Below are 22,264 nucleotides of genomic sequence, written 5' to 3' on the forward strand. Positions count from 1 at the left end.
GCCCCGAAAGGGGCTTTTATCTTTTCAGGAACTTCCCTCCCATTATTTTTTCGAGCACAGCACTTCTCAGCTGTGGGGCCATTGGAATTTCATTTCCTCCTACTTTCAACATATTACCCTCTATTTCTTCCACCTTATCTATCGCCACGATAAATGAACGGTGAACCCTAATGAATTTTTCTGGTAACCGTTGTTCCATTTGTTTGAGCGAAACAAGAGTGATTAACTCCGGACTATTGGCTTGGATAATTTTAACATAGTCTTTCATCCCCTCGATGTAGCATAAATTTTCCAGCAACACTCGCTTAATTACTCCATCTACCCTTACAAAAAAATGATCATCTCCGGTACGCTCTTCTTGAACATCGAATAAATCGTATAATTTATTGGCAGCCTTCAAAAAACGGTCGAAAGCTATCGGCTTAACCAAATAATCCACCCCGTCTAAATCATAACTCTCGGTGGCGTATTCTCTGTAGGCAGTAGTAAAAATCACTTTAGGTGGCTGATCTATTGACCTCAGAAATTCTAGACCGCTCATCTTTGGCATATTGATGTCCAAGAACATTAAATCCACTGGATGATCTTCTAGAAACCTTTTTGCTTCCAAAGCACTTTTAAATTCTCCAACAAGGTTCAAGAACTTGACTTTTTGGATATAGTCAATTATTCCTGTTCTAGCCAATGGCTCATCATCAATTACAATGCAATTAATCTTCATTTAAATCGAGCGCTAAGTGTACACTGTAAGTATTATTAGTCGAATCAATTTCAAGCTCATGCTTATGAGGGTAAATTAGATTCAAGCGTCGTTTAATATTCTCGATACCTAAACCACTATTCTCCTTAAGCTCAACTTCAACAAGCGCTGAGTTTTTACAATTAAACATCAATCTTGAGCCTTCTACCTTTATAGTAATCTCTATTTTGACCAGCCCATCGGTTAAAGATTCACCATGCTTAAAGGCGTTTTCTACAAAATTTAGAAAAAGCATTGGCGCAATCGACTTGCTGTTTAAATCACCACTATAGTGCCAATTTACCTCCACATGATCTTGATGTCTGATCTTCTGTAGCTGAATAAAGTTATCTAAGTTCTGCACTTCCTGCGTTAGCGTAATTTCATCCTTATCTACCTCATATAATTGATGACTTAGTAAATCGGAGAATTTCTCTAATGTATTAGACGCTAGCTCAGGATTAGTCCTGATTAATACATGGACGCTATTTAAAGCATTGAAAAGGAAATGCGGATTTATCTGTCCTTTTAATAGACTCAACTCCGCTTTCAAATTTTGGCTTTCTAATGCTCTCAGTTTTCTCTCTTTGATATACCATTCATTTATAAAATAAAGGCTCATGGCTAGTGCATACACCACCATAAACTCTACCGCAGTACTCGCCAGTCCACCAGCAGAATCAAAAAACTCACTCGTACTTGGACTTACATCTTTATAGAGATATACAAACAATTTTGCCCCAAGATATGCCACTAGCAGCAACCAGACGCTCATAACCAAGCCATAAAGCAATCGCTTGCCTTTTAACAGAAGCTTGGGTACAAAAATGTACAAATTTATGTATACGCCTATTCCATAGATAAATCCGCCGATAACATTAGCATCTACCGTATCCCAAAATGTTGGGGCATAGGCCATATCTCGGATACTCCAGATAACTACATAGAGCACCCAAAACAGGAGGTTGGTCGCGATGAGTTTCCAATTAAATTTCATTCATACCTTAGCGCATCTACCGGATTTCCGTATGCTGCCTTTAAAGATTTAAAACTCATTGTCAGAAATGAAATTAAGCCAAGAACTCCGCCTGCCATTAAGAAATACCATACTTGCATTTGAATATGATAGGCAAAGTTTTCTAGCCACTTTTCCATAACAAGATAGGTGATGATTGAAGCTATGACAAATGAGATAGCAATCAACTGGAGATAGCCTTTAGACATTAGTAACACAAGGCTACCAATTGAGGCACCTAGCACCTTTCTAATGCCAATTTCCTTTTTCAATTGGGCAGCTAAAAGGGTTGTCATGGCAAATAGCCCTAAACACGCTAGTATTATACAGATAGATGAAAAAGTTAAAAAGACCTGCCCAAGTTGCTTTTCAGCATCGTACATACGCTCTACTGAATCATCTAAAAAGAAATATTCAAATTGAGAGGCTGTAGAAAACTGGCGCCACTCCTTTTCGATTGCCGCCATAGACTCCTTTAAATTGCCTGGCGCTAATTTTACAGAGATTTTACCCTGCATATACGGTTGTGAATTGGGTATGATACTAATCACTACAGGGTCGACATCACTATGGAGAGAAACAAAATTAAAGTCCTTTACGATGCCTATCACGTTGCCAGTATGCACCGCACGAAATGAACCATCTTGACTTAAGCTACCCATGTTCAACTTCTTATTTAAATCATTCTCCCCCCAGCCAAGTTGTGCTGCGGCAGTTTCATTAATCAAATAGGCTAGCGAATCGGTAGACAATCGATTATCGAAACCTCTACCGGCCACTATTTCGAATTGATACAAACCACTAAAGTCTAAATCGGTTTCGAGCCGCATAAACAGCATATTGTTTTCGGCAGATTCTCCCTCAGGCAAGACATTATAATCGTAGAAACCCTCATGGCCAGGAATTCTTGATGATACGGCCGCACCTTTTACTTGTGGCAACTGATTAAGCCTGTCTTTGAAAGTTTTGATTCTAGTTTGATCTGGTAATGATCGCACTTCTAACACCACAGTTTGTTCTTTATCAAAACCTAAAGCACTATTGCGCATAAACTGCAATTGAAAGTATATGATACAAGTTGAAATTATCAGAGCTGCAGAAATCACGAATTGGAAAGTGATTAGGGCTTTCTTAAAAAGACCAGCGAATGGACTCTGCTTTGCTACTTTACCCTTTAAAATAGCGGCAGGTGAAAATCCTGATAAAAATAAGGCTGGATAAATTCCCGACAAAAAGCCAACGACAAGCGCGATGATAAACAAACCACCTAAGATCAAAGGAATATCCGAAAGTTGAACTGTTAAGGACTTTTCTGTTAAGCCATTAAATGCAGGCATTGCCAACATGAAAAAGCCAAAACCTATGACGGCTGAAATTATAGTGACTAAGATAGACTCGCTTAAATATTGAAATACTATTTGCTCTCTGATTGCCCCAAAAACCTTTCTAACACCTACCTCACCTGAGCGGCTAATGGATCGTGCAAGTGATAAATTCATGAAATTGACACAGGCAATAGCGAGTATTAAAAAGGCGGTAGTTGTGAGAATGTACAAGTAAGTTTTGTTAGTAGTTTTACCAAGTTCATTGGCATAATCCGTAGTCGTATGAATATCTTCCATCGCCTGCATTTTATATCCTCGTTGCTCAGCGGTAAGCTTACCGAGGTACTTTTCAACCATACCAGGGAATTTTGCCTCTACTCCTGCTACATCTACTCCTTCAGGAACTTTAACATAAGTATACATTGGCGGCCAATACCAATTATTGAACATCCACCCTCCTTGCAATTGTCGAAGACTGATAAATGAGGCTAAAAAATCAAACTGTAAATGTGAGTTTTTCGGTAAGTCCTTAAGTATGCCTGTTACTTGAAAATCGTTCTGACCTTCGACTTTTAGCGTTTTTCCCATCGCATCTTTTTCACCAAAATATTTCTTTGCCATAGTCTCGGTAATTACGATTGAGAACGGAGCTGCAAGGGCATTTTCTTCATCTCCAGCTAGTAATTCGAAATCAAGCACTTTCCAAAACGTGGAATCGGCAAAGGCGAAAAGTGGTTCTTGAAATTTCTTTTCAGGACCATTGGCTACTGAAAACTCTTCTATATGGAGCCTGACAAAGGCTTCGAATTCAGGGAAATCGTTCTGCAACGCTGGACCAATAGCGCTGTATGCATTAGCCAAATAGTTCTCACCACCTTCAGTATAGTTTACTTCGGTTACTCTGTAAATGCGTTCATAATCTTGATGAAATTTATCAAAAGAGGATTCATCCTTTACAAAGAATAGTATAAGTAGAAAGCAGGCCATACCCACGCCAAGACCGAAAACGTTGATAACGGTGTGTCCTTTGTGCTTGATCAGATTTCGCCAAGCCATTTTTAGATAGTTCTTAATCATGCTTTTGTTGTTTTGAGTTTACACAACATGAGTTAAGAAAAAGGCAGTATCAATTAAAAAGAAATAGAAGTTCTATAGCATTCGGTAGATAATCAAAGGAATTTAGTAGACTAGCTATTCCCTTCTATATCGTCACATAACTCTTGGTACCATGCCTTACCGTACTTACGGATAAGAGCATCTTTTAGGAATTTATAAATAGGGACACCTAGCTTTTCTCCCAGTGAACACGCAGCTGAGCAGATTGACCACCTATCGTAATTCAAGGCTTCATAATGATCGTACTTTGTGATTCTAATGGGATAAAGATGACAGGAGATTGGTTTTTTGAAACTTGTCTTACCATCAATATAAGCTTGTTCAATCCCACATTTGAGTACATTTTGCTCATCGTAAATAGCAAAAGCACATTCTTTACCTCCAATTGTTGTCGTAGAATAATCTCCCTCGAAATCCTTTATGTAAAGTCCTTCCTTTTCGATGGCCTGAATACCGGCTTTTGAAAGATAGGGTTTAACCACTTCGTATGCATCTTCTAATTCCTTGAGTTCAGAATCTTCCAGCGGAGCTCCAAGATCACCTTCCACGCAGCATGCACCTTTACACTTCTCTAAATCGCAGACGAAAGCATGATCTTTAATGTCATCACTAATCACCGCATTTTCAATAAGTATCATCTGATTAATTAGGGGTGGCTAGTATTTCGAAATGCTTTTTAATCTTCATGTTATCTCGGGTCAGTTTCACCAAGTCAGCACTATCCACAAATCCATCTTCCAGATAATCTGTATCATTCATATATACTGTATAATCATGCTTTGCGATAGCATCATAAAGCGCATATCGCTCATCCATTGAAAGCTTTTTATAGCACTCAGCCATAATATTAGGTCGAAATTCTGCTATAATGTCGCTCATATCATCCAATATGGCACTATCATATCCCTCAGCATCCACTTTGAGTAGTCCCATCTTAGGAAGCCACTCTTGGTAATTTTCTCTTAGGTATTTACTGAAATTCCTGCCTTCTACTTTCAATTCATAACTATGGTTATGTCGTTGATTTTTAATCTGGGAAAGATAACCTCCGTTGCAGAAAGAGGCATCGGAATAGTGAAACACAAAATCTCCATCTTCTTGAGTAGCTGCAAATGGAAGTGGAACAATGTTGGTCAAATCCTGATTGAGCTGGGCATTCTTCTCTAGAATTTTATAGACATATATATTCGGCTCAAGTCCTATTACTAAGCCTTGTTTACCAACTGCTAAGGCCATTGGCACTGTTGTATCACCGGTGTGTGCGCCAATATCTATAATTAAATCACCTTTTTTGGCAAGCTTCTGATAGAAACTAACCTGCTCTTTGGTTACTTCTTTTGGTCCTTCAAATGGGTGCAGCCATTGTGCGTACTCAACCTTACCAAGTCCTTCAACATCGAACTGCTTTACTTCGAAGCCATATTCTTTGAAGGTACGTTTGAGCTCTCTTTTTTCTTTCTTTCGTTTATAATAACTGAACATAAGAAGTGGATTTGGTGTAAAAATAACCAAATTCATTTATCGCATCGGTAGAATAATTCAGAAATGAATAGGGTATATAGATAACCGAGAATATATCCCTTTTCTTTATTTTTGCGTGAGCAAATGAGCAAGCCAGTTAAAATTAGTGGTGTAATTATCACCTTCAACGAAGAGCGAAACATCGAGCGGTGTTTAACGTCCATGAAAGATGTTTGTGATGAAATTGTTGTGGTTGACTCTTATTCAACGGATAAGACGAAAAGCATTTGCGAGCAACACCAAGTCAGGTTTATTGAAAACAAGTTCGAAGGGCATATAGAACAGAAGAATTTCGCTGTAGACCAAGCGTCGAACAATATTGTATTGTCCTTAGATGCTGATGAAGCGCTCTCTCCTGAGCTCAAAAAGAGTATTTTGGAAGTAAAGCATAATTGGGAAGTAGCTGCTTATCGGTTTAACAGGTTTACAAATTATTGTGGCCAATGGATAAAACATAGTGGCTGGTATCCTGATACAAAAACAAGACTTTGGGATAGAAATAAAGGCCAATGGGGTGGTACAAACCCACATGATTCTGTCGCGTTAGACGCTGAAGTTAAGCCTATACACCTGAAAGGAGATCTTTTACACTATTCTTACTATACCATGGAAGAACATGTATTAAGATCGGCAAAGTATGCCAAGATATCGGCAAAAGCTCTTTTTAAACAGGGCCGAAAAGCAAGTCTTATTAAAATGATTAGCAGTGCTAGTTTCAGGTTCGTGCAAGACTATTTTATTCGCGGCGGAATTAGAGATGGCTTTTACGGGTTAGTTATTTGTGGTACAAGCAGCCACACTACTTTTTTGAAATATGCTTATTTAAGAAACCTGAATAATGGTAAGGAAATAGACGAATGAAAACAGTTTCTGATTACCTTCTTTTAAGAGCACCCCATAAATCGCAGGCTTATTTTTTAATGGCCATTATCACGGCAGTTTACTTGTTAAACTTTCATGTAAATGATATTTGGACACCAAATGAGAGCTTTTATGCAGAGGCTGTGAGGGAGATGTTTGAATCGGGAAATTTTCTAGAAATATTCTATAACTATGAACCGCGATACAATAAACCTCCTCTTACTTATTGGTTAATTGCTGGCTCATCGAGCATTTTTGGATTAAATGAGTTTGGCATAAGGTTACCGATCGTTTTACTAGGTCTAGGTAGCATTTGGATTACTTATTTATTGGGAAGACTTTTATACGGCGAGAAAGGTGGCTTATATGCCATGGTAATGATGGCCTTTTCAATACAGGTTTTGGCAGTTAAACAATACGCATCACCTGAAATTCCTTTGACTTTTTTCTTTACGCTTACCATGTACTATTTCATCAAAGGTTTCATGGCTAGGAACAAGAAATATATTTTGCTGAGCTATGTAGCACTCGGTTTAACGGTACTTACAAAAGGCTTCCCGTACATCATTGTTATTGCCGGAATCATCGGCGTATTTATCTTGATTAGTGGGCCAGATAAATGGAAGAGGGTCTGGAAAGAGGTTAAGTTTTTAAACCTCCATATTGGCGTTCCGATTGCTCTTCTCATTGGCCTAAGCTGGGTGATTTTCATGTATTTGAAAGATGGCCAAGCGTTTTGGGAGGTATACTACCGAGAAACTTTCGGCAGAGCGCTTAGTAAAAAGACTAATGGCCCAAAACCCTTCTTTTATCTGGAAGTAATTTCATGGAGTATTATTCCTTATTCACTCGTGTTCTTTTATGCTGTAGTTCGCTGGTTTGGGGATAGAAAGAACATATCTAGGGTTGTGTTTCCTGTAGCATGGTTTGCTGCCATGCTCATTATCTTTTCAATAGCCAAGGGGAAGATACCTACCTATATGATTCAGGCTCACCCTGCCATGTTTTTAATGATAGTTCCTCTACTTCTTGATTACCAACCAGCAGCCAAATTTTGGAGAATTGTATGGAAGACAACATTTGCTTTACCTTCTATTCTTATAATTGCCGCTACTTTTTATACAATCTACTTTTTAGATCTTCCTGTCTTATTATATGGCTTAGGCGTGCTCTCCTTAGCAGGCTTTGTTCTATGGCTTAAAAAAGGTAACAATCCAGATTGGAACGTAATGATTCCTTTCTGGTCGATTACCGCTTTTCTTATATGCTTTGCTATCTATTTGCCGAGAATGGAACGTTTTAGACCTTATGATGAATTAGGCAATGTTATAAATCTTGAACAAGAGATTGACAAGTCTATCCCTATTCAAATTCAAAAAACGCTTATTCACAACATCCCTTTCTATGCCGAAAGGTTTGCCATTAGAGACCAAACGATTGATGATATCAACGATCGTGCAGAAGAGCTTCCTATATTGGCCCTTGTCCGCGATGAAGACTTTGCTGGACTAAAAGGTTTTGAGTCTATATGGAGCGGGATGATCTATGATTTCTCTAGCGAATCTCAATTTCTGAAATTCGTTTTAGCATGTTTGGATGCTGAAAAAGGTGACTTTTCGAAATTTGCTAAATACCACGTGGTAACCAAAGGAATAGACTAGGACCAAGCCCAAATATAGCCTGTCCCATCGTTATTCATCTGATCTATTAAGTGGTAATTCTTTTCTTTAAGAAAGCTTACCAAAGCAGCATGATTCTGATTTCCGGATTGCCCCGGATGGGTCTCAATACTAAAATTGCTCACCAAATTAAATTGCTCATCTGTCATACCATAAAGAATGGCATACTCAGAACCTTCGCAATCTAGTTTCATCAAGTCAACTTTGTCTAGCTTGTGTGTTTCCACAACATCTCCAAAAACGACAGTTTCAACGTTTATCTCTTCACCTTTTCCTTGATCTGTGAAAACGCTCGCCATCGTAGAAAACCCATCTAGGGTACTAGAGAATAGTTTAATCCCATCTCTATTGGATGAAACTGCCTTGTTCTCAATTGTCCAATCTAAATCAGCGTAAGTCTTTTGATAATGGGCCAGCTGCTTAAAATTAAACGGCATAGGTTCGAAGGCAACAACCTTGGCTTTTGGAAACTGAGACAACATAAACAAACTAAAAAAGCCTACATTTCCACCGATATCTATTACCGTTGGTGCCTCAGTTTTTAATTGGCCATCTGGGAAATTCTTTAAGTAAATTCTGTCGAAGAAGCTCTCCTTGAAGGGAGGCATCATTTTACGAGGCACATCAATCTGGAAACCATTCTTAAGCCTAAAAGAAAAAACACCCTTCCCTCCCATTTTGAAGAAAAGAAACTGAGGCCAATTCTTAAAATGACTTATTAATGAACTGTATCGACTGATCTTGTGGCTTAACGACATTTTACTTTCTGAATCAGTGGGCAAAAATAAGATTTTCTACACAAAAAAAGGCCTCGAAAATTCGAGGCCTTTTTAATTCAATGCATTGTGCATTAATATCTATAATGTTCTGGCTTATAAGGGCCTTCCACGGTAACACCAATATATTCGGCTTGTTCCTGTGTTAATTCATCAAGTTCAACACCAATTTTGGCTAAGTGTAATTTGGCTACCTTTTCGTCCAAATGTTTTGGAAGTGTATAAACAGCATTTTCGTAAGCTTCTCTATTTGTCCAAAGCTCTATTTGAGCTAAAGTTTGGTTCGTAAACGAGTTAGACATTACAAATGAAGGGTGGCCGGTGGCACATCCTAAGTTCACGAGTCTTCCTTCTGCTAAAACAAGAATGTCGTTACCATTTATATTGTACAAATCTACCTGAGGTTTGATTTCTACTTTGCTACCACCATGAGTACCATTTAACCAAGCCATATCGATTTCATTATCGAAGTGACCGATGTTACAAACAATAGTTTTGTCAGTCATTGCTTCGAAATGTCTCTGTTGGATAATGTTGTAGTTACCAGTAGCAGTCACAATAATATTAGCTCTTGGGATAGCTTTATCCATTTTCTGAACTTCGAAACCGTCCATTGCCGCTTGAAGCGCACAGATAGGGTCAATTTCAGTAACTATTACACGAACACCAGCACCTGCCAATGAAGCAGCTGAACCTTTTCCAACATCTCCATAACCTGCTACAACTGCAACTTTACCAGCTAGCATTACATCTGTTGCTCTTCTAATAGCATCTACCAAAGATTCTTTACAACCGTACTTGTTATCAAATTTCGACTTAGTAACAGAATCGTTAACGTTGATCGCAGGCATTGGCAAAGTGCCATTTTTCATTCTTTCATACAGTCTATGAACACCTGTAGTAGTCTCTTCAGACAATCCTTTTATTTCAGGTACCAATTCAGGGTATTTATCTAATACCATGTTAGTTAGATCACCACCATCATCCAAAATCATGTTCAGCGGCTTTCCACCTTCAAAGGCGAAAATTGTTTGTTCAATACACCAATCAAATTCTTGGTCATTCATACCTTTCCAAGCAAAAACTGGAACACCTGACTTAGCGATTGCTGAAGCGGCGTGATCTTGCGTAGAGAAAATATTACAAGAAGACCATGAAACTTCGGCACCTAATGCTGTCAAGGTTTCAATCAAAACAGCAGTCTGAATTGTCATGTGAAGACAACCTGCAATTCTTGCTCCTTTTAGAATTTGAGAAGGACCAAACTCTTCTCTTAGCGACATTAAGCCTGGCATTTCTGCTTCAGCCAATTCAATTTCTTTCCTACCCCAATCGGCGAGGTTAATATCTTTTACCTTATACTCTAGAGTCTCTTGCATGTTTTTATACATTAATTGCGGGTGCAAAGGTAACGGATAGCCTACCCAAATTCAAAAATGAATTCAGTATTATAAAAGAAACTCAATCTCTTTAAAATCAAACTTCTCAAGTTTACCATCCACGCTCACCAAAAGTTGCCCACCGTGCGCTATACCTTCTATGATTCCTTCAAATTGATACTCATTCCTAAATTTCAATAACTTCTTGTATCCCAACAAGAATTGTAAATACTCTTCTTTAATCTCGGCAGATTTACCAGCCTTCATTTTTAAATAATACCCCTCTATATGAGTTATCAACTTTTCAAAGGTTTCAGGGAGGGAGAAGCTATCTTTTTTATCGTTGGCAAGCCTCAATGATGTTGCTGATATCCCCTGAAAATTGAGTTGATTTACATTCAAGCCTATTCCAATTATTGAATTCTCAATACTCCCGCTTCTTACAGTGTTTTCAATCAATATACCTGCGACCTTGAACCCATTTAAGAAAATGTCGTTCGGCCATTTGACATTGGTAGTTTGATTGGGTGAATAATCTTCGATAGTAGCCCTTACAGCCAAGGAAATGGCCATACTAAGCACGAAATGATCCGTAGCTTTAAGAAATTTAGGCTTTAATATTAGAGACATCATAATATTGCTTCCTGCTTCAGAAAGCCATGAATTACCCCGCTGCCCACGACCTTGGGTCTGCTCATTTGTTATGATGACAGTACCTTCGACGGTGTCAGTCTTTTCTATGATTTGCAGGCCTATATCGTTGGTCGAATGACAACTTGGCATATAAATCACTTTTTTGCCTAGAAATAAGGTATTAGCAAGAATTTTGTACAATGAATTTTTGTTAATTTTGAACACCAAAATAAGTCAAAAATCACTGAAGCATTTTAATGAATTCTGAAGAACTAAGCAGCATTGTTGTCAAGGGAATGGAAGAGAAGAAAGCTGAGAACATCATTTTGATGGATCTTAGGGAGGTGAAAGGTGCTGTAAGTGATTTCTTTGTCATTTGCTCTGGAACTTCCAACACTCATATTCAGTCTATAGCCGAGTCAATCGAAGTAGAAACTAAAAAGACATCTAAGGAAGCACCTTGGAAAAAAGAGGGGTTTTCTAATCGAGAATGGGTACTTATTGATTATGTAAGTGTGGTAGCTCATGTATTTGACAAAGAAAAACGAAATCATTACGCCTTAGAAGATCTATGGGGTGATGCCGTCATCACAGAAATGGTCAATAATTCTTAATTAACTTTATTGGATCAAGCGCGTTATAAATTAGGTTTATAAAAATTTAAAATATTTAGAATGGCCGATAGCCCACGAAAGAAGAACATACTAGGCAAACCTGGACCAGGTGGTAAAAGACCGAACAACCAGGTATGGATAATTACTTCATTAATTGTTGTTTTCTTAGCCGTATCTCTTCTCACTAATCAAAACTCAGGTATACCGATTACACCATCACGATTTGAAGAGATGGTAAAAAGTAATGACGTTTCTAGAGTTGTTTTTATCAATGGACAAAACATCATTGAAATCACCTTGAAGCAAGAGGCTTTACAGAATGCTAAGTATAAGCAAGAATTAGATGGCAACAATCTGTTCGGTTTTAATAGCGGCCCTCAGTATGTGCTTGAAAAATACTTCAACTCTTCCGATAAATTCGAAGAGTACTATGATGATTTCAAGACTGCCAACAAAATCCCAAAATCACAGGACATACCTGTAGAATTTGATACTCGAACTACCATCATGGACTTCTTAAGTACATGGGGCTTCCTAATTCTAATCATCCTTTTCTTCTGGTTAATGATGAGAAGAATGACTGGGAACGCTGGTCCTGGTGGACAAATATTCAACATTGGCAAGTCTAGAGCCGCATTATTCGATGCAGAGAGCAAGGTCAAAATTACTTTTGACAATGTTGCTGGACTTGACGAAGCAAAAGAAGAGGTTCAAGAAATTGTTGAGTTTTTGAAGAACCCTTCAAAATTCACGAAACTGGGTGGTAAAATACCTAAGGGAGCGCTCCTAGTAGGTGCACCTGGTACTGGTAAAACCTTATTGGCGAAAGCTGTTGCTGGTGAAGCCGCAGTGCCATTTTTCTCTTTGTCAGGTTCCGATTTTGTCGAAATGTTCGTAGGAGTTGGAGCAGCCAGGGTAAGAGATTTATTTAAGCAAGCTAAAGAGAAGGCACCTTGTATAGTCTTTATAGATGAAATTGATGCCATTGGTCGCTCTAGAGGTAAAGGCCAAATGCCAGGTTCAAATGATGAACGTGAAAACACTTTGAATTCCCTTCTCGTGGAGATGGATGGTTTCGCTACTGATTCTGGTGTTATCATTTTAGCCGCTACCAACAGACCTGATGTATTAGATTCTGCCTTACTAAGACCGGGTCGTTTCGATAGACAAATCAGTATTGACAAACCAGACATTGTAGGTAGAGAAGCTATTTTCAAAGTACACTTAGGCCCTATTAAAGTGGCTAAAGATATTGACGCGAAGAAACTATCTGCGCAAACTCCAGGATTTGCCGGTGCAGAAATTGCGAATGTCTGTAATGAAGCTGCACTTATAGCCGCAAGAAGAGATAAGAAGTCCGTTGACATGGACGATTTCAACAATGCAATTGACCGGGTTATAGGAGGTCTTGAGAAAAAGAGTAAGATCATTTCTCCAGAAGAAAAACAAATCGTGGCATACCACGAAGCGGGTCATGCCGTGGCAGGTTGGCATTTAGAGCACGCCGACCCATTGGTTAAGGTTTCTATAGTACCTAGAGGTGTTGCAGCCTTAGGCTATGCACAATATCTTCCTAAAGAACAGTTTCTTTATCAAACGGAACAGCTTATGGATGAAATGTGCATGACTTTAGGCGGTCGTGCTGCTGAGGAAATCATCTTTGGTAAAATTTCAACTGGGGCATTAAGTGATCTTGAAAGAGTTACTAAAGTCGCCTACAGCATAGTTACTGTTTATGGCATGAATGAAAAGATTGGCCATATCTCATTCTATGATTCTAAGCAAAACGATTATGGTGGGTTCTCTAAACCATATTCCGAAGATACTGCTAAGACAATAGATGAAGAGGTTAAGAAAATCATTGACGAAGCTTATAAGCGTACTTTAAACCTTTTAACCGAAAAGAAAGAGCAGCTAGAAATTCTTGCACAAGAGTTACTAGAAAAAGAAATTCTTTTCCAATCAGATTTAGAAGGCTTAATTGGTAAACGTCCTTTTGAAAAGCAAACCACTTACGAAGCTTTTACAAATGGAAAAAGTGATGAGGCAGCTGTCGAAGAAGTGGTTGCCGAAGAAATAAAAGAAGAAAAACCAGCTGAACCTCAAGTTCCTGAAGCAGAAAATAAGGAATCTGAAGATGATGCTAACGAGGAAAAATCAGATGCATAAACATCAATAGTTTTGAAGAATAAAAAAAATCAGGTCTCGGCCTGATTTTTTTATTTACAAGGGTTTTACAATTTTTGTCCTTATCTAATTATGAAGCTAACTCCGAATAAAAATGAAAAAGTCTATTTCGCCTCAGATTTTCATCTCGGAGTACCTGATAAACTAACTAGCAGAGCGCGCGAAGAAAAGATTGTCAGATGGCTCGATGAATGCAAGAAAGACGCACATGCCATATTTCTTGTGGGTGACCTTTTTGATTTTTGGTTCGAATATAGAACGACTGTCCCAAAAGGTTTTACAAGGTTCCAAGGCAAACTGGCTGAAATAGTTGATGCAGGCATTGAGCTAGTCATCTTTACAGGCAATCACGATTTATGGATGTTCGGATACCTTGATGAAGAAATAGGCGCAAAGGTCGTTTATGATCCTATTCAGCTATATCTGAATGAAACCAAGATTTATATCGGACATGGAGATGGTATAGGGCCTGGAGATAAGGGTTATAAAATGCTCAAAAAGATATTTCGTAACAGCTTTTTTCAATGGGCCTTTAGATGGCTTCACCCGAATATTGGCATAGGGATTGCAAATTTCTGGTCAGGTAAAAGCCGAGCACAAGCAAATGACACTGAACAAACCTTTATGGGAGATGATGAGTGGCTTTGGGATTTTTCAAAAGAACTACAAAAAACAGAGCACCACGATTATTACATTTTTGGCCACAGACATTTACCACTAGATTTAGAAGTTGGTGATCATAGTAAGTACATTAACCTTGGCGAGTGGTTGAATTATAATACATACGCAGAATACACCAAAGGAAAAATAGAACTCAAGACTTTTGAAGATTAGTATTTTCATATCACTCTTCTTTATTATCACCCACCTTTCCGGTCAAGAAATAGCAATTGATCAATCCTTTGACATTGGCTATGAACCAATAGCAGCTTCCTTTGACAGACAAGGGCATTTGTACTTTGCAAAAAGTGGTGGTGGGATAGACAAGTTTGATCAGAACGGTAAAATTCTCTACCACTTTTCGCCTCAGAAAAAGGGAGAGCCTACCATCATAGAAGCCTGGCAAGGACTTAGAACATTCGTTCACTACAGAAATTTTCAAGAATACTTGTTCCTAGATCGGTTTCTAAATAGCTCGGAACGATATTCGCTTGATTTTAGTCAAAGTCGGAACTTTTCAGGTTTAGTAACCCTCTCTGGAGATAATAATTTATGGGCAATTAATGACCAAGACCAGAGCCTACAGAAAATTGATATCAATAATCAGGAGATTCTCTTCGAAACAAAATTAAACCTCAGTTTAGAATATGAATACCTCGATATTCAATTCATTAGAGCCTACCAGAACTATCTTTTTATATCGGATGCCTCGCTGGGCATTCTCATGTTCGACAACTTAGGGAATTACGTCGATCGCCTGATAAGCAATGAAGGAATAGCGTTCTTTAGCTTTTATAAGAACGAATTAATCTTTTTACAAGAAAATAAGTTGCGGCAAATAGATCTTTATACAAAAAAAGAAAGGGAGATCAGTATACCCGATCTCCCCTATCAATTTGCTTTTATGGAAAATAATAAGCTCTTATTAATCCGCAATCAAACGGTCGATATCATTAAAATCAATTAGACCCAGCTGGACGAGATTCTCCAGTGAATATATCCAAGATTAACTTTCTTAGCATGATACCATACTTGGCTTGAACCAACTGTAACTCTCCGCCAATCTTATTATTCAAACTTTGTAAATAGGTAACAAAATCAATGGTACCACTTTCGTATCTCGTTTTAGTAAACTCGAAAGACGTATCAAGGTTAACCAAACTCTCTTTTGCAGCTGAATAAGTAGTCTTAGCATTTAACAAACCTAGGTAAGCTTGCTGAACTTGGTTAGTTAAAGTATTCTTAGTTTGTTCAACAGCCAATTGAGAATTCAGCATTTGCATCTTAGACTGCTGAATTCCTGTTTTAGTAGCGAAACGATTAAATATTGGAATCCCTAAACTTAAGTTTGCACCCTTTCGCTCGTTGCGCTCGAATTGCGTGCCCCAATCTGTCACTTCTGTTCTTGTTGGTGCACCCATAGCATCTCTTTCCAATACATTAACAAAGTTAGAAGACCAACCAGTACCCCATGAAGCGCCTGCTGTCAATGTTGGCATCCAACCATTCTTGGCTATCTTCAATGATTTCTCAGCCGCTTCTAAGGCGAAATTCGCAGATTTTAATCCAGGACTAAAGTCGATAGCCTTATCATAGACAGAGTTGAATTCTTCAATCTCTAATTCTAACTCAGCATCATTTATGGTAATACCAGCAAACTCATACTCTTCATTTGAATTCAAAAGCAATAATTGGATTAAGGCCAATTTACTAGTAGCCAATCCATTTGATTGGGTGACAATGGTAAGTTTTTGTTGCGCTATTAAAGATCTAAAATTATAGACCTGTTCCATGCTTCCAGTACCTGCTCTTTCAATACTTACTTGTCTTGCCAACTGGTCATTCAACAATTCGAGTGTTTGATTAGAAATTTTCAACTGTTCCTTGGTTGAAATAATATCAAGAAAGCCGCCGATTACCGCTGCTTCAGTCGCTTGAATACTACTCTTAATTGTCTCCAGTGCCGCTTGATACTGGAGGTTCCGTTGCCCCATTCTTAGGCGGTTACTAAACCCATCAAAAATTGTAACCCCAGCGCTAATAGAACCATTACCTCCCAAGGTTGTAGTGTTCACCAAATCACCAACTGTTTGGTCAAACTGCAATCCTTCACTCCAACTGTGACCCGCGCTTGCGTTTAAAGAAGGCAAAAAATTGAACTTGCTCTGCGCGTAACCTGCCTTCGCGCTAATTGCATTATTTCTAGCAGTTTTAATGTTGATATTATTTTCAAGTGCAATATCAATACACTCTTCCAGCGTCAGGGTTCGTTGAGCGAATAATCCTCCGCTCACCAATAAACCCAACACAGCTGTATATATATACTTTTTCATAATAATGTTTTCTATCCTAAAGGCAATACTATGTCATTAAGCCAATTTCAGGCTTTTAAAAATCGTTCATTTACCGTTTGGCAAATGAACGATTACCCCATACTGGGAAAAATTATACTAGTGAGTTTTCTTTTGAATTGATGTTCTCAGATACTACCTGACCATCGAAAAGGTTGATTACTCTGTGTGCATATTCTGCATCGGTAGCTGAGTGAGTTACCATTATCACAGTAGTACCTTTTGAGTTAAGATCGCTTAATAGCGTCATTACTTCCTGACCATTAGTCGAATCCAAGTTACCAGTAGGCTCATCCGCTAAAATTAAGTTAGGCTTAGCTACTACGGCTCTTGCCACTGCTACTCTTTGCTGCTGACCACCAGAAAGTTGTTGAGGGAAGTGATCTTTTCTGTGCATAATCTGCATAGTCTCTAGTACTTCCTCTACCCTTTTCTTTCTATCTGCTGCAGGGTACTTTAAATAAATAAGAGGCAGCTCAACATTTTCATATACAGTAAGCTCGTCAATTAAGTTAAAGCTCTGGAATACGAAACCAATGTTCTTCTTGCGAAGCTCTGCTCTTTGTCTTTCAGAATATTTCGACACTTCTTCATCGTAGAAGAAGAATTCTCCTTCAGAAGGATTATCCAGTAACCCGATGATGTTCAAAAGTGTAGATTTACCACAACCTGAAGGGCCCATGATCGCTACAAACTCTCCTTCGGAAATCGCAAGATTTACGTTATTAAGTGCAGTAGTTTCGATCTCGTCCGTGTAATAGAACTTTTTTAGACCTTTTGTTGTGATGATGTTTTTACCATTTTCCATAATGTAAAAGTTATCAGTTGTTTGAATTAATTTATTGTTTGATTATTAATTTGTCCTTGTCCTCGTAGCCTTCGTAAGATGAAAATATAACTTTTTCTCCAGGTTGCAAGCCTTCAAGCACTTCGTAATGTCTTGGCGTTTGGTTGCCAATTCTAATTTGTCTCTTTGTAGCGAACTCACCAGACTCGTCCACAACGAATATCCAGTTACCACCAGTTGTTTGGAAAAAGCTACCTCTTGGGATTTGAATAGCATTTTTCTCTTCACTTAATTGTAGCCTAATAGAAATCGTCTGACCTCTTCTTACACCGGCAGGAACTTCACCAACCATTTCAACTACAAATGTTCCACTATTTATTTCTGGGAATTTCTTTCTGATTTCAAGCGCATAAGTCGCACCCGCAAAATCATAAGTACCTCTTAGTCCTTCATAAACTCTTGGTAAGTAATGTTGATCTACATTAGCTTGAATTTTAAATCCATTCAAATCATCAACTTGAGCGATGGTCATACCTTGGCTAATACTCTGTCCAATTTCTGCATTCACTGTAGATAAAAGTCCATCGACAGGAGCAGTTACCCATAGATCATCCAGCTGGCCTGCCACAATTTTCAAACTCTCTTGAGAAGTAACAAGTCGTTGCTTGTTTTGATTAACCTGATTAACAGAGTTCAAAGAATCAAATTCTTTCGTCTTAATTGTGTTAACTCTTGTAGCTACAAGTCGATCATAAGCTCTTTTAGAATTTAAGAATTCTTGCTCAGATATCACCTTGTCTTTCCAAAGCTGTTTGTTACGAGTATAAAGGTCATTTGCTTGGTCAATATCAAAATCGATAGCGATCACTTGGGCATTTGATCTAAATAAAGATTGCGTCAGGTTATTGTTGGTAATCTCTATCTCATTTCTCAAACGGTTTGTAGAAGTTTGCTGAGAAATATAGTTCATCTCAAGTGCACTATTTTCTAATTTAAGGATAGTATCGCCCTTCTGAACTTCTACGCCTCCTTCTAGGAACTTGACTTGAACATTACCGCCTACTTTGGAATCCAACCTATACGTAGCTATTGGCTGCACGTTACCTTCAATAGGAATATATTCTTGGAATGGGCCTTCTACTACTTCCGCCATACTGATTTTCTCAGCATCCACATTAAGTTTGGCCGCGTTATCTGCAAATACAAAGACCTTAAGTATTAGAAATAACATAGCACCACTACCAAGGATAGTAGCGATTCTCTTTGTGGTCCAGATTTTCTTTTTGATTTTTTTGTCCATTGCTGTTTTTATAAATGTTTTCGATCCGGCCACCCATAGACAACAAGGGTGCCACTTTTTCAAATCACTGTAAAACAGTCATTTAGAGTTATTCTGGGGAGATTGTGGAATTAGAAAGTGTACAATTATAACACAACAATTGATCGTAATCGAACACTTTGGAAGAACCCTAAGAGAATATAGAGCATAAAAAAAGGCTCAGTATGGTCAGTACCGAGCCCAAAGGTCAAAAACTCAAAATATCTGAATTAACGTTTAATTAATTCAAAACAACGTATGCAATATATGTACTAAAATGGCTTCTGCAAAATGTTAGTTCCGTAAATGTTAGTTTTTTTTTGTGAACTCAGTAAAAAAACGTGTACATACTCATTTAATTAAAGTTCATCAAGCAATAATTAATTTGAATTGGGTACGTTAAGCATCACTTTGAAGTCATACAGTATTATTCAAGCTGCCATCACCTTATCCTGTCCATAATCGTTCAACTTATGTTACATTATCGGACACACATATCTTTAAATACTTTATATTACACCGTTTTAATGCATTGGCATTATTTAGGCTCTAGGTGGAGCAATCTATAAACTAACGACACTGTGGAAAAAGAACTAGGTAAGATTTTGATCATAGATGATGACGAGGATGTATTAATTGCAGCCAAGTTATTGTTGAAGAAACACGCCAAAGAAGTAATCATAGAAAAGAATCCAAAGAAGATTCCTTTTCTGATGAACAATGGCACTTACGATGTCATTTTGCTCGATATGAATTTTAGCAAAGATATCACCAGTGGTAAGGAAGGTTTTTATTGGCTCGAACAAATCTTAGATGCCGATCCACAGGCCGTAGTAATTCTAATCACAGCTTTTGGCGATGTAGAAATGGCTGTTAAAGCTCTAAAAGAAGGCGCGACGGACTTTGTATTAAAACCTTGGCAGAATGAAAAATTAATTGGAACGCTTACTGCTGCTTTAAAACTAAAAGAGTCGTATAAAGAAGTTAATAAACTCAAAAGTGCTAAAAAGCAGCTAGAAGACGATATTAATAAACCTTTCAAAGACATTCTAGGCGAAAGTCCAGCAATGAAAAATGTCTTTAGCATCATAGATAAGGTAGCCGGAACGGATGCTAATGTTCTAATTCTTGGCGAAAACGGAACGGGTAAAGAACTTGTAGCCCGAGCAATTCATCAAAGATCCTTAAGAAAGGAAAATGTATTTGTAGGGGTAGATATGGGCGCCATAACTGAAACCCTTTTCGAAAGCGAACTCTTTGGACATAAGAAAGGTGCATTTACGGATGCGAAAGAAGATAGGGCTGGCCGTTTTGAAGTAGCCACTGGCGGATCTTTATTCTTAGATGAAATTGGCAACCTCGGAATGCCACTTCAGTCTAAATTACTTTCAGTCTTGCAACAAAGGCAAGTCACCAGAATAGGATCCAATAAATCTCTTGATATTGACATTAGACTAATATGTGCTACCAATATGCCTGTTTATGATATGGTAGCAGAAAATACATTCAGACAGGACCTTTTATATAGAATCAATACGGTTGAACTTCACCTACCTCCTCTTCGTGAGCGACAAGATGATGTCACGCTTTTAGCTGAACATTTCGTGAAAGTTTATTGTGACAAATACAGAAAGCCGCAGAAGAAATTAGCTTCATCTACCTTAAAGAAGATGACTAAGTACCCTTGGCCAGGAAATATCCGTGAACTGCAGCATGCTATTGAACGCGCTATTATTATGAGTGAAGGAAATATTCTAATGCCGGATGATTTCTTCTTCCTAGTTCAGAAAACAGATTCTAACACGGAAGCTATTGACAATTTAAATCTAGACGACGTAGAGAAGAATGTAATCTTGAAGGCTGTAAACAAACATTCTGGTAACATTTCAAAAGCAGCCAAAGAATTGGGACTGACCCGTGCTTCATTATATAGACGATTAGAAAAGCATGGGCTTTAAAAACTTACGCCTCCTTCTTATTGGTAGAATTGTTTTGCTGATCGGTACAATTATGCTTTTAGCATATGTTACTTATCAAGCGCCTAATAATGTAAACCTCACATTTCTGATCATTCTCATCGTGATTCAAACTGTGATGCTCGTTCGTTCAATAGATAAGACAAATAGAGAAATCTCGGGTTTTTTGAGCTCTATCAAGTATGACGATTTCACTACCACCTACCCAACACAAGGACGTGGCAAATCGATGAACGAACTCTACGCTGAGTTCAACAATGTGATCAAAAAGTTTCGTGAAATACGCGCTGATAAAGAAGCCAATTATCATTACTTCCGAACAATAGTTCAGCATGTAGGGATCGGGCTTATCACATTCAATAAGTTAGGCGATGTTCAAATAATTAACAGCTCAGCTAAGAAACTCATTGGTGTCGAGTCATTGAACAACATATTTGAGCTAAGTAAAGTAAGCGCCAAACTAGTAGAATCACTGGTAAAATTGAAAACAGGTGGTAGTGCGCTGATTGAATTAACTAATGAAGGCACGCGCACTCAATTATCAGTTTATGTAATAGAGTTAGTTCTTAGAGGCGAAGAGTTCAAGCTTGTTTCTGTTCAAAACATTCAGAGCGAATTGGAAGAAAAGGAAATGGAGGCTTGGCAAAACTTGATCCGCGTGCTAACACATGAGATCATGAATTCCGTCACCCCACTGTCATCATTAGCCGCCACGGTGGAAACTAATTTAGTCGATAATATTGAAGATGATGTTCCGATTGAAAAAGAGGAATTAGAGGATATTTACCTAGCCGTTCAAACCATAAAAAGAAGAAGTGAAGGATTAATTCGGTTTGTATCAGATTTTAGAAACTTGACACGTATACCTGAACCAAAACTTCACGAAATAGAAGTTAAAAAAGTACTTGATCATGTCAGTTTGTTACTCAAGCTCGAAATGGAGAAGAAAAATGTCGATTATATTGTGAACATTTCTCCAGTTGGTCTAATGTTCAATGCTGACAAAGAATTACTGGATCAAGTATTGATCAATTTACTTCAAAATGCCATTCATGCCCTGGATGAAAACGAAGGAGAAAAAGCGCTTATTGTCAATGCTTTTATCAACGAATATGGTAGACCTACTTTAACTATACGAGACAATGGTGTAGGTATAGATGAAGAAGCTTTGGGGAAGATTTTTATACCTTTTTTTACAACCAAAAAACAAGGCTCAGGTATTGGACTTAGTTTGTCGAAGCAAATTATGCGAAAGCATGGTGGTTCTATTACCGTAAAGTCGGTGATGAACGAGGGCACAGAATTCACTTTAACGTTTTAATATCTT

Annotated in this window: 19 protein-coding genes; 8 read left to right on the forward strand and 11 right to left on the reverse strand. The window is 38.1% G+C overall.

Annotation, left to right across the window (positions count from 1 at the left end):
* Nucleotides 1–16: 16 nt before the first annotated feature.
* From JXQ92_RS09000 to JXQ92_RS09020, 5 genes are all read right to left on the reverse strand, one after another.
* Entirely contained in the window at nt 17–721 is a 705-nt protein-coding gene (locus JXQ92_RS09000; RefSeq protein WP_421986269.1) for a LytR/AlgR family response regulator transcription factor, read from the reverse strand.
* On the reverse strand, nt 711–1,736 hold the full coding sequence (locus JXQ92_RS09005; RefSeq protein ID WP_421986270.1) for a sensor histidine kinase: 1,026 nt from the start codon (nt 1,734–1,736) through the stop codon (nt 711–713). Before JXQ92_RS09005 ends, JXQ92_RS09000 begins: the two co-directional genes overlap by 11 nt.
* Nucleotides 1,733–4,156 carry an ABC transporter permease gene (locus JXQ92_RS09010; protein WP_421986271.1) on the reverse strand — a complete coding sequence of 808 codons (2,424 nt, stop codon included), beginning with the start codon at nt 4,154–4,156 and terminating at the stop codon, nt 1,733–1,735. Before JXQ92_RS09010 ends, JXQ92_RS09005 begins: the two co-directional genes overlap by 4 nt.
* Before the next feature lie 110 nt (nt 4,157–4,266).
* The gene (locus JXQ92_RS09015; protein WP_421986272.1) at nt 4,267–4,833 is read right to left on the reverse strand and encodes a DUF3109 family protein; all 567 of its coding nucleotides are present in this window, start codon (nt 4,831–4,833) and stop codon (nt 4,267–4,269) included.
* Between the two features lie 4 nt (nt 4,834–4,837).
* Nucleotides 4,838–5,677: an FkbM family methyltransferase gene (locus tag JXQ92_RS09020; RefSeq protein ID WP_421986273.1), complete on the reverse strand. Its 840-nt coding sequence runs from the start codon at nt 5,675–5,677 to the stop codon at nt 4,838–4,840.
* 123 nt (nt 5,678–5,800) lie between these two features.
* Between JXQ92_RS09020 and JXQ92_RS09025 the strand changes: the two genes are divergently transcribed.
* Both JXQ92_RS09025 and JXQ92_RS09030 read left to right on the forward strand, forming a co-directional pair.
* Nucleotides 5,801–6,577: a glycosyltransferase family 2 protein gene (locus JXQ92_RS09025; RefSeq protein WP_421986274.1), complete on the forward strand. Its 777-nt coding sequence runs from the start codon at nt 5,801–5,803 to the stop codon at nt 6,575–6,577.
* Complete coding sequence (locus JXQ92_RS09030; RefSeq protein WP_421986275.1) at nt 6,574–8,238, forward strand: ArnT family glycosyltransferase; 1,665 nt, start codon at nt 6,574–6,576, stop codon at nt 8,236–8,238. Before JXQ92_RS09025 ends, JXQ92_RS09030 begins: the two co-directional genes overlap by 4 nt.
* On the opposite strand, the gene JXQ92_RS09035 is transcribed toward JXQ92_RS09030, so the two are convergent.
* The 3 genes from JXQ92_RS09035 to JXQ92_RS09045 form a co-directional block, all read right to left on the reverse strand.
* On the reverse strand, nt 8,235–9,014 hold the full coding sequence (locus JXQ92_RS09035; RefSeq protein WP_421986276.1) for an FkbM family methyltransferase: 780 nt from the start codon (nt 9,012–9,014) through the stop codon (nt 8,235–8,237). The two genes, JXQ92_RS09030 and JXQ92_RS09035, sit on opposite strands and share 4 nt — an antisense overlap.
* Nucleotides 9,015–9,106: 92 nt before the next feature.
* Complete coding sequence (ahcY, locus tag JXQ92_RS09040; RefSeq protein ID WP_421986277.1) at nt 9,107–10,411, reverse strand: adenosylhomocysteinase; 1,305 nt, start codon at nt 10,409–10,411, stop codon at nt 9,107–9,109.
* Between the two features lie 69 nt (nt 10,412–10,480).
* Complete coding sequence (locus tag JXQ92_RS09045; RefSeq protein WP_421986278.1) at nt 10,481–11,194, reverse strand: biotin--[acetyl-CoA-carboxylase] ligase; 714 nt, start codon at nt 11,192–11,194, stop codon at nt 10,481–10,483.
* A 107-nt stretch (nt 11,195–11,301) separates the two neighbouring features.
* Here JXQ92_RS09045 and rsfS point away from each other — a divergent pair, with 107 nt between their 5' ends.
* The 4 genes from rsfS (at nt 11,302) to JXQ92_RS09065 (ending at nt 15,472) form a co-directional block, all read left to right on the forward strand.
* Nucleotides 11,302–11,658 carry a ribosome silencing factor gene (gene rsfS, locus JXQ92_RS09050; protein WP_421986279.1) on the forward strand — a complete coding sequence of 119 codons (357 nt, stop codon included), beginning with the start codon at nt 11,302–11,304 and terminating at the stop codon, nt 11,656–11,658.
* 60 nt (nt 11,659–11,718) lie between these two features.
* Complete coding sequence (gene ftsH / locus JXQ92_RS09055; RefSeq protein WP_421986280.1) at nt 11,719–13,827, forward strand: ATP-dependent zinc metalloprotease FtsH; 2,109 nt, start codon at nt 11,719–11,721, stop codon at nt 13,825–13,827.
* A 90-nt stretch (nt 13,828–13,917) separates the two neighbouring features.
* Nucleotides 13,918–14,679, forward strand: a complete 762-nt coding sequence (locus tag JXQ92_RS09060; RefSeq protein WP_421986281.1) for a UDP-2,3-diacylglucosamine diphosphatase — start codon at nt 13,918–13,920, stop codon at nt 14,677–14,679.
* Nucleotides 14,669–15,472, forward strand: a complete 804-nt coding sequence (locus tag JXQ92_RS09065) for a hypothetical protein (RefSeq protein WP_421986282.1) — start codon at nt 14,669–14,671, stop codon at nt 15,470–15,472. The genes JXQ92_RS09060 and JXQ92_RS09065 overlap by 11 nt, the downstream gene beginning before the upstream one ends.
* On the opposite strand, the gene JXQ92_RS09070 is transcribed toward JXQ92_RS09065, so the two are convergent.
* From JXQ92_RS09070 to JXQ92_RS09080, 3 genes are all read right to left on the reverse strand, one after another.
* Nucleotides 15,465–16,838, reverse strand: a complete 1,374-nt coding sequence (locus tag JXQ92_RS09070; protein WP_421986283.1) for a TolC family protein — start codon at nt 16,836–16,838, stop codon at nt 15,465–15,467. The genes JXQ92_RS09065 and JXQ92_RS09070 overlap by 8 nt on opposite strands.
* A 112-nt stretch (nt 16,839–16,950) precedes the next feature.
* Nucleotides 16,951–17,646 carry an ABC transporter ATP-binding protein gene (locus JXQ92_RS09075; protein ID WP_394331370.1) on the reverse strand — a complete coding sequence of 232 codons (696 nt, stop codon included), beginning with the start codon at nt 17,644–17,646 and terminating at the stop codon, nt 16,951–16,953.
* A 49-nt stretch (nt 17,647–17,695) separates the two neighbouring features.
* Nucleotides 17,696–18,943 (reverse strand): efflux RND transporter periplasmic adaptor subunit, encoded by a 1,248-nt coding sequence (locus JXQ92_RS09080; protein WP_421986284.1) that lies wholly within the window; start codon nt 18,941–18,943, stop codon nt 17,696–17,698.
* Between the two features lie 599 nt (nt 18,944–19,542).
* Here JXQ92_RS09080 and JXQ92_RS09085 point away from each other — a divergent pair.
* Together JXQ92_RS09085 and JXQ92_RS09090 are read left to right on the forward strand one after the other, a co-directional pair.
* Nucleotides 19,543–20,919 (forward strand): sigma-54-dependent transcriptional regulator, encoded by a 1,377-nt coding sequence (locus JXQ92_RS09085; RefSeq protein WP_421986285.1) that lies wholly within the window; start codon nt 19,543–19,545, stop codon nt 20,917–20,919.
* The gene (locus JXQ92_RS09090) at nt 20,909–22,258 is read left to right on the forward strand and encodes a sensor histidine kinase (protein ID WP_421986286.1); all 1,350 of its coding nucleotides are present in this window, start codon (nt 20,909–20,911) and stop codon (nt 22,256–22,258) included. The genes JXQ92_RS09085 and JXQ92_RS09090 overlap by 11 nt, the downstream gene beginning before the upstream one ends.
* Nucleotides 22,259–22,264: the final 6 nt, after the last annotated feature.

Source organism: Roseivirga sp., assembly GCF_049099775.1.
Taxonomy (GTDB): Bacteria; Bacteroidota; Bacteroidia; order Cytophagales; family Cyclobacteriaceae; genus Roseivirga.

Coding starts and splice junctions, on each gene's coding strand:
- JXQ92_RS09000 (WP_421986269.1), bottom strand. CDS start 721: ATGAAGATTAATTGCATTGTAATTGATGATGAGCCATTGGCTAGAACA.
- JXQ92_RS09005 (WP_421986270.1), bottom strand. CDS start 1,736: ATGAAATTTAATTGGAAACTCATCGCGACCAACCTCCTGTTTTGGGTG.
- JXQ92_RS09010 (WP_421986271.1), bottom strand. CDS start 4,156: ATGATTAAGAACTATCTAAAAATGGCTTGGCGAAATCTGATCAAGCAC.
- JXQ92_RS09015 (WP_421986272.1), bottom strand. CDS start 4,833: ATGATACTTATTGAAAATGCGGTGATTAGTGATGACATTAAAGATCAT.
- JXQ92_RS09020 (WP_421986273.1), bottom strand. CDS start 5,677: ATGTTCAGTTATTATAAACGAAAGAAAGAAAAAAGAGAGCTCAAACGT.
- JXQ92_RS09025 (WP_421986274.1), top strand. CDS start 5,801: ATGAGCAAGCCAGTTAAAATTAGTGGTGTAATTATCACCTTCAACGAA.
- JXQ92_RS09030 (WP_421986275.1), top strand. CDS start 6,574: ATGAAAACAGTTTCTGATTACCTTCTTTTAAGAGCACCCCATAAATCG.
- JXQ92_RS09035 (WP_421986276.1), bottom strand. CDS start 9,014: ATGTCGTTAAGCCACAAGATCAGTCGATACAGTTCATTAATAAGTCAT.
- ahcY (WP_421986277.1), bottom strand. CDS start 10,411: ATGCAAGAGACTCTAGAGTATAAGGTAAAAGATATTAACCTCGCCGAT.
- JXQ92_RS09045 (WP_421986278.1), bottom strand. CDS start 11,194: ATGCCAAGTTGTCATTCGACCAACGATATAGGCCTGCAAATCATAGAA.
- rsfS (WP_421986279.1), top strand. CDS start 11,302: ATGAATTCTGAAGAACTAAGCAGCATTGTTGTCAAGGGAATGGAAGAG.
- ftsH (WP_421986280.1), top strand. CDS start 11,719: ATGGCCGATAGCCCACGAAAGAAGAACATACTAGGCAAACCTGGACCA.
- JXQ92_RS09060 (WP_421986281.1), top strand. CDS start 13,918: ATGAAGCTAACTCCGAATAAAAATGAAAAAGTCTATTTCGCCTCAGAT.
- JXQ92_RS09070 (WP_421986283.1), bottom strand. CDS start 16,838: ATGAAAAAGTATATATATACAGCTGTGTTGGGTTTATTGGTGAGCGGA.
- JXQ92_RS09080 (WP_421986284.1), bottom strand. CDS start 18,943: ATGGACAAAAAAATCAAAAAGAAAATCTGGACCACAAAGAGAATCGCT.
- JXQ92_RS09090 (WP_421986286.1), top strand. CDS start 20,909: ATGGGCTTTAAAAACTTACGCCTCCTTCTTATTGGTAGAATTGTTTTG.